This window comes from Anaerobium acetethylicum (genome assembly GCF_900096945.1).
In the GTDB taxonomy this organism is placed as follows: Bacteria; Bacillota; Clostridia; order Lachnospirales; family Lachnospiraceae; genus Anaerobium; species Anaerobium acetethylicum.
In genome coordinates this window covers 116,847-123,497 of record NZ_FMKA01000010.1, presented here as the reverse complement: position 1 = coordinate 123,497, position 6,651 = coordinate 116,847, and the positions used below count along the sequence as shown (strand labels likewise).

Sequence of the window (6,651 nt, the reverse complement as noted above, 5' to 3'; positions counted from 1 at the left end):
AATCCAGAAACTATTCTGAATAATGACCCTTTTTCTCTCCTTATATACGGGATAGTTATCCACACAAAAGGAGAAAAACATTTATCAATTACCTAAAAACATTAATTATTAGTTACTATCTACTAACTCCCCAGTTAGTTCGATATGGACATATTATATCACAAACCGACCAAAATTGCAAATTATTAAACAAACAATCACAAAAATATATTCAATTATATTAAAAGCATCTTGGCATAATCGTTATTTTTTATAATTCTATTTGTAAAAAATGAATATATTATATCTTTTTTACAAAAAAATGAGAACCAGGCAAAAATATCTATCATCTGTATGCCGGGAAATAATCGCTGTGTTCCCCTTTAATTTCCACCAGCTGCTGATACAGATCATTCAGCCGGATCTTCTTTCCCACATAAAACTCAAAAATGCCCTCTTTTGTAAACTGCTTCTTAAAATGAAGCAGGCTTCCGTCCGGCCCCTGCGGCCCTCCTCCTAAATGCATGGCAATTTTACCGTTGCTCTTTCCCCATTCGCATGCTTTCGCAATAATCAGGCTGCTGCCCTGATACTCATAGCATTCCGGATCATTGCCAGCCAGATGGTAATGAATGTATTCCCCTCCATGTATGAACATTGCCGATGAAATCACCTTCTCATTATGAAGGACATTAATTATAAACTGATGGTTCCTGCAGGCCTTTACCATGTCCGACATAAATCTGCTGGTAAATCTGTATTGTTCCCCGATATGATTCTTTTCTGCCATCAGATTATATAATCCTAAAAGCTCATCTGCCGTTTCACCATGAAAATCAAACTCGACCCGGACACCGCTTTTCTCGGCTTTCCTGATACGGTTTCTGATTTTTGAAGAAAATTCCTCGTTAAAAAAATCCTTTGTAAGATCTACGCCCACGGTATATTTATTGTATTTCATTTCATAGATATCCGAATAATCTTCATGGTTTTTTAGCCAGGGAGAAAATCGGACATATTCGGCAACGATACCATGAGCCCTGCAGTAGTTCTGAAAATTGAAATCAAAATTACGGACCAGATCTTTCCTTTTACCAGGTTTGCACCAGGTTACGACCGGGCCGCTGAATCCATACGGTGTCGTGATGTCATAAGTATCCGGCAGGATCATCGTTGGGCGTTTTATGAAACGGTATACCACCTGGCCATTTTCATCTTCATATGTATAAGAATCATAGACTCCTCCGTCATGCTCGGCATTCAGCAATCCCCAGTATTCCTCAAAATAAATGTCAGGCATATTCATTAGGAAATCAGCTCCTTCTCGCATTGTTTTCCTCTGGCAGCAGACTATTCCCCATTTTTCTAACAGGTCCCTGCTTCTTTCTTTCAGCATCAGATACCTTGTGCAGTCAGATGAATGAACTATTCAGGACTATGTCCTTCACAGCCACATATGATGCACACAAATTGCAGAACCAGCAATTTTACACCTGCAGAACCCGGGTCTTTATGCAAAATCATCATAAAAATACCTCGCGGGACAGGCGTTCTAAAAAATAATTAACTTAATACTACCATTCCAGCAAGTTCATTGTCAACATTTACCATGTAATACAAGCATTTTTTTGCATATTTATCACATTCAGCCATATTTACACACGATTCAAGCATACACCGCACACATTCAATCATTTGAAAACTGCCTGTACCAGGAACATATAAAGAACCGTTCCTCCTCCAATACTCAGCAGCGTGTTGTGCTTCCATTTGTGTATTGCAACTACAAACAGTACGGCAGCGGCTTCTGCTATTCCATAAGGATAATCCAGAAAATCCATCCCTTTCAGGCAGTAGACTACCAGCATTCCCATAACGGCAAAAGGCAGAACACTTCCAAGATAATCCACAAATTCAGGGGTCTTCTTATTTGCCGGGAATAGTATGAATGGTATCAGCCTGGTAAGAAAGGTTCCCATAGCGATTGCCAGAATTATGATCATCGACTCAGTCGTTGTAAGAACCATGATGTCCCTCCGTTTTCTTATCTGCACCAGCTGGGTTTTTCTTTCCGGCACTGTCTTCCATGTATCTTCTGAAGAAGGACAGTATCAGAAATATAACCAACATGGCCGGTATGATGAATTTTCCCTTTCCAAATATCAGAATGCATACAATGCCTGAAATCACCCCAGTCATAGCAGGCAGATGGTTTTTATTCTTTTCCCACTGTTCCACGAAAATCACGACGAACAATGCTGTCATGGCGAAATCTATTCCAGTGCTGTCAAATTGAAAGACTGAACCAGCAATTCCACCTATTGCAGAGCCCAAAACCCAGTAAAACTGATTCATTAAGGAAATAAAGAAGTAGAAACGCCTTTCATCGACCCCCTCGGGTGCTTCTACCGAGCACAAAAGAGAGTAAGTTTCATCCGTAAGGCTGAATATCATATAGGGCTTCATTCGACCCATCTTTTTGAACTTCTCTATCATGGAGAGACCGTAAAAGATGTGCCTTGCATTTACAGAAAGTGTCAGCAGAACGGCCGATGCCAGATCAAAGGGGCTTGTCAGTATGCCAATGCTTACAAACTGCATTGACCCCGCATAGATGCCAAAGCTCATGACGATTGCCCAGACAAATGAATATCCCTTGCTTCCAAGCAGTATCCCGAATGCGGTTCCAAGAAAAATGTATCCCAGCATGACCGGAATTGTATGGGGAAATGCAGCTTTCAATGCTGCTGCTTTTGAATCTGAATGATGTTTCATTTCATATACCTGCTTTTTCATTTAATTATTTAAGTATTTATGTATAAAGCCCTTGCAGTTATTCGGAACTACGTCCTCATAGTCCGCAGAGCGTAAGAAAATCCCTTATGGATAGTGATCCTATACCGCTATTTCAGTTTCATATTGGGATATCTTTCAAGGACTAATTCAGTCGGATAGTATTCATCTATGAACTTTTCAAATACCGTTTCAGCAGCTATTCCTTCTTCTCTCTCTGAAGTCCTTATTACTGCCATTCCAGACAGAACCGAATCGGCTATGAATACTGCCACCAGTATCCAGGTCAGGACCTTTCCTAATCTATCCGGAAGCTTTTCGATTGTATCAGAAAGTCTGGGGAAAATGTCTTTTATCCATAATATGGCCGCCACCCCCCAGAAGAGGCAGAACAGAAGGTTGATCCTGCCATTCAGGTTATAATGCCATCTGCTGTAATCCCAGAACCTGACTCCCACATATTTTTCCAGCGCAAAGCTGCACAGGTACTCATACAATCCGCCAAGCAGTGCTCCCGCAAAGAAAATATAAATTTCTCTTTTTTCAGCTATTTTATGCAGCGGAACAGTCAGCAGCACGAAACCCAGGCCCCATACAGTGCTGAACTGTCCGTAAATCATGCTGCTTCTGCTTATGACCTTACCCGTGGTCAGAAGATAGAAGGTGATTTCCGCCATATTCCCAATGAATCCGCCAAGAAAGAACACCCAGAGAATCTTATAGATATTATAGCCTACTGCAAAATGCTTCCTTCTTCGATTCACTGCAGCCACCTCCACAGAATTGCTTATCTATAGTTTAATTATATCCCTTTTAGCGTTTCCTGCAAATATATTTTCATTGGCGGACATTTCCGGTCAGCGGATTTTATTTCCTCTGTAGCCAGACAGCCCCGGAGTATCATCACTCCGGGGCTGTCTGGTTTGGCTGCTAAAGATAATCATTTACTATAATCATTTACTATCTTTTCAGAAATCCTAAATATTCCAGATTACTATTCAAAAGGAATAACTGCTCCATTGTAGGTGTTGTTCATGAATTCCTTAATTTCATCAGATTTCAAAGCTTTCACAAGTGCCTTAATACCTTCGTTTTCTTCATTTCCTTCTTTTACAGCAATGATGTTGACGTATGTTTTCGCTGCTTCTGAATCGGACTGCTCGTATGCCACTGCATCTTTTGCCACTGTAAAGCCAGCTTCGAGGGCATAGTTTCCGTTCAATACAATAAAGGCAACTTCATCCTTGATCCTTGATATCTGTGCAGCTTCAAGCTCCTTAATTTCAATATTTTTCGGATTTTTTTCAATATCGTTGATTGTTGCGGTCAGGCCGGCGCCCTTCTTCAGGGTGATAACGCCGTTATCCTGAAGCAGAAGCAAAGCCCTTGCTTCGTTTGTTGTATCATTTGGAACCGCAATCACATCGCCTTCCTCCAGATCTGCAAGATCTGATTTTGCTCCCGGATAGATTCCAAATGGTTCATAATGGATTCCGCCTGCACTCACAAGGTGGGTTCCCTGTTCTTCATTGAAGCTTTCAAGGTATGGAAGGTGCTGGAAATAATTTGCATCAAAATCTCCACTTTCCACTACGCTGTTTGGCTGGACATAATCATCGAATATGGTTACTTCAAGCGTCCACCCCTCATCTGCAAGTATTTTTTCGGCCTGCTCGAGTATTTCCGCATGAGGGGTTGCAGATGCTGCCACTGTGATTGTTTTGTCTTCTGAATTTGCGCTTTCTTCTTTTGTACCATCTGTTTCAGATTTGTTACCGCATCCGGTAACAAGTGTCGCTGCGAACGCAGCTGCCAGTAATACTGATAAAATTCTCTTTTTCATAATATTCTCTCCTTTTCATTCTGCTCTTTATTGTCTATTATTCAGGGTTTCGCCCTTCATTGCCGTTTTATTGTTTCTGCTATTTGATTTTTCTTCTGTCCAGTTTTTTGGAAAGCATCATTCCTATTCCCTGAAGGATCTGTACCAGCACAATCAGAAGGATGATTGTAACCAGCATAATGTCAGTCTGATAACGGTAATATCCATACCGGATAGCAATATCTCCCAGTCCGCCGCCGCCGACCACACCGGCCATAGCCGAGTATCCAAGTATGGTTCCGGTTGCGATTGTCACGCCGACAATCAGCGAGGTTCTTGCCTCGACCAGAAGCACCTTCCAAATAATAGTGAAAAGTCCTGCTCCCATGCTCTGTGCCGCTTCAATGACACCTTTATCTACTTCCTGAATGGAAGATTCCACCATTCTCGCAATGAACGGTGCCGCTGCAATTACAAGTGGTACAATCGTAGCGCTTGATCCATAGCTTTTTCCCACGATTGCCTTCGTCAGCGGGATCAGTACGATCAGCAGTATTAGGAATGGTACGCTTCTTATTATATTCACGATGATGTCGAGCATCTTATATATGACGCTGTTCGGCCTCAGTCCCTTTTTATCCGTAACCGCCAAGGCGATTCCCATAGGAAGACCGAGCACATATCCCATAAGCGTTGATACGATTGTCATATATAAGGTATCGTATACGCCCTGTACCAGCATATCAGTTATTTCTTTAGTCCACATATCCTTCCACCTCCTCTACCGCAAGCTTTCTTTCCTTCAGGTACTCTATCATCTTCTGCGCTGTCTCTTCTTTTTCCGGAAGCTGCAGGATCATCTCTCCCCTTGCGGTTCCATTGATATTTCTGGTGTCTGCATACAGGATATTGACCGGCGACTTGTACTCGAGAATCATATTTCCTATTACAGGTTCAAATGATGAATTTTCAGTAAATACAATCCTTATGCAGTGTCTGCTCTTCATGATTGCGATTTTTTCGCCATCGTCGAGTACCAGCTTCCTTGCCTCTTTTGTCTTTGGCGATGAAAAAATGTCAATCACCCTGCCTGATTCCGCCAGACTCCCATTGTCCAGAATGGCTACATGGCTGCATATCTCCTGCACCACGGACATTTCATGGGTGATGATAATAATCGTGATTCCATATTTTGCATTGATATCCTTAAGCAGCGCCAGTATCGATTTTGTGGTCTGGGGATCCAAAGCGCTGGTCGCCTCGTCGCAGAGCAGTATTTCCGGATTGTTTGCCAATGCCCTTGCGATTGCAACCCTCTGCTTCTGGCCTCCTGACAGCTGTGAAGGATAAACCTTCGCCTTATCCTCAAGCCCTACGATCTGCAGCAGCTCCTCAGCCCTCTTCCTTGCTTCCTTTTTCCCCATTCCGGCAATCGTTAAAGGAAAACAGATGTTATCTATGACGTTCCTCTGCATCAGAAGATTAAAATGCTGGAATATCATAGCTATGTTCATCCTTGTTTTTCTAAGCTCCTTCTCAGAAAGCTTTGAAAGGTCTTTTCCGCCTACGGTTACCGTTCCAGATGTGGGCGTTTCAAGAAAGTTCAGACACCTTACCAGGGTGCTTTTTCCCGCTCCTGACATCCCGATGATGCCGTATATGTCACCTTTGTTTATATCAAGGCTGACATTTTTCAGGGCATGAAGCGTGCTCTTGTCAGCACTGTAAGTCTTTGTAACATCCTGAATACGGATAATCGGTCCGCTGCTGTTTATTTCTAATTCCCTGTTTCCATTTTCCATTGTATCACCTTCCGTTTGTTTTATAGTGTTTGTATCTGTTCAGTACTGTATCCTGAACAGTTAAGAGTGTTTTTATTTTAGAGTACCATGTTCTGCACCGGCTGTCATTACTCAACGCACCTTTTTGCAATACCATTCATGTCAGCTAAGAGTTTTGATTTATCGGAAATTCGTGGAATTTCCGATATAGATTAGCCTGTCAAAAGCCCTCTTGTAACCTTCGGCTTCGTCAATTTGCACATTCGGCAGCTACAG

General features: G+C 42.2%; 7 protein-coding genes. All 7 read right to left on the bottom strand.

The features are described 5' to 3' along the window. Positions 1–325 precede the first annotated feature (325 nt). Positions 326–1,375, bottom strand: a complete 1,050-nt coding sequence (locus BJR36_RS10020; protein ID WP_091233575.1) for a GNAT family N-acetyltransferase — start codon at positions 1,373–1,375, stop codon at positions 326–328. 295 nt (positions 1,376–1,670) lie between these two features. Then, complete coding sequence (locus BJR36_RS10015) at positions 1,671–2,006, bottom strand: branched-chain amino acid transporter permease (RefSeq protein WP_091233572.1); 336 nt, start codon at positions 2,004–2,006, stop codon at positions 1,671–1,673. Continuing rightward, positions 1,987–2,754, bottom strand: a complete 768-nt coding sequence (locus tag BJR36_RS10010; RefSeq protein ID WP_091233569.1) for an AzlC family ABC transporter permease — start codon at positions 2,752–2,754, stop codon at positions 1,987–1,989. The genes BJR36_RS10015 and BJR36_RS10010 overlap by 20 nt, the downstream gene beginning before the upstream one ends. Positions 2,755–2,882: 128 nt before the next feature. Further along, on the bottom strand, positions 2,883–3,536 hold the full coding sequence (locus tag BJR36_RS10005; protein ID WP_207648849.1) for a putative ABC transporter permease: 654 nt from the start codon (positions 3,534–3,536) through the stop codon (positions 2,883–2,885). 230 nt (positions 3,537–3,766) lie between these two features. Further along, positions 3,767–4,615, bottom strand: a complete 849-nt coding sequence (locus tag BJR36_RS10000; protein WP_091233566.1) for a MetQ/NlpA family ABC transporter substrate-binding protein — start codon at positions 4,613–4,615, stop codon at positions 3,767–3,769. 79 nt (positions 4,616–4,694) lie between these two features. Next, the gene (locus BJR36_RS09995; protein ID WP_091233563.1) at positions 4,695–5,360 is read right to left on the bottom strand and encodes a methionine ABC transporter permease; all 666 of its coding nucleotides are present in this window, start codon (positions 5,358–5,360) and stop codon (positions 4,695–4,697) included. After that, a complete protein-coding gene (locus BJR36_RS09990) occupies positions 5,350–6,396 on the bottom strand; it encodes a methionine ABC transporter ATP-binding protein (protein ID WP_091233560.1) in 1,047 nt (348 codons plus the stop codon). The genes BJR36_RS09995 and BJR36_RS09990 overlap by 11 nt, the downstream gene beginning before the upstream one ends. Positions 6,397–6,651: the final 255 nt, after the last annotated feature.

Excerpts from the sequence above, each read along its gene's own strand:
- BJR36_RS10020 (WP_091233575.1), bottom strand. The coding sequence starts at position 1,375 with ATGCTGAAAGAAAGAAGCAGGGACCTGTTAGAAAAATGGGGAATAGTC.
- BJR36_RS10015 (WP_091233572.1), bottom strand. The coding sequence starts at position 2,006 with ATGGTTCTTACAACGACTGAGTCGATGATCATAATTCTGGCAATCGCT.
- BJR36_RS10010 (WP_091233569.1), bottom strand. The coding sequence starts at position 2,754 with ATGAAACATCATTCAGATTCAAAAGCAGCAGCATTGAAAGCTGCATTT.
- BJR36_RS10000 (WP_091233566.1), bottom strand. The coding sequence starts at position 4,615 with ATGAAAAAGAGAATTTTATCAGTATTACTGGCAGCTGCGTTCGCAGCG.
- BJR36_RS09995 (WP_091233563.1), bottom strand. The coding sequence starts at position 5,360 with ATGTGGACTAAAGAAATAACTGATATGCTGGTACAGGGCGTATACGAT.
- BJR36_RS09990 (WP_091233560.1), bottom strand. The coding sequence starts at position 6,396 with ATGGAAAATGGAAACAGGGAATTAGAAATAAACAGCAGCGGACCGATT.